This is a genomic window from Blautia faecis, from assembly GCF_020554845.1.
GTDB lineage: Bacteria > Bacillota > Clostridia > Lachnospirales > Lachnospiraceae > Blautia_A > Blautia_A faecis.
This window is the reverse complement of sequence record NZ_JAJCIA010000127.1, coordinates 1-230: the sequence shown is the minus strand read 5'-3', so window position 1 is coordinate 230 and position 230 is coordinate 1. Positions and strand designations below refer to the sequence as shown.

Annotated in this window: 1 protein-coding gene; it reads right to left on the bottom strand. The window is 47.8% G+C overall.

The genetic code is table 11. The features are described 5' to 3' along the window. Window positions 1-230, bottom strand: a 230-nt coding sequence (locus LIZ66_RS18480; protein WP_227227654.1) for a hypothetical protein, incomplete at both ends; no start/stop codon positions are given.

The window sequence follows — 230 nt, the reverse complement described above, 5'->3', positions numbered from 1 at the left end:
ATTCACGTTCCACAAAGTACCAGCGGTCTTCGTACAAAATTCCTGTCTCATCCGGCACGGCGTATTTTTCGATTTCTTCCAGTTTATCCCGGCTTTTTGGAATCTCTTCCAGCGTAACGGGTTTTCCCATATAGGTACAGAATCTTGCCGGAACCGCACCGGAAAGACACTTTCTCCATTCCTCCAGCTTTTCTTCATCCCCTGCATTTCGGATCACGTTCCGCAGTACA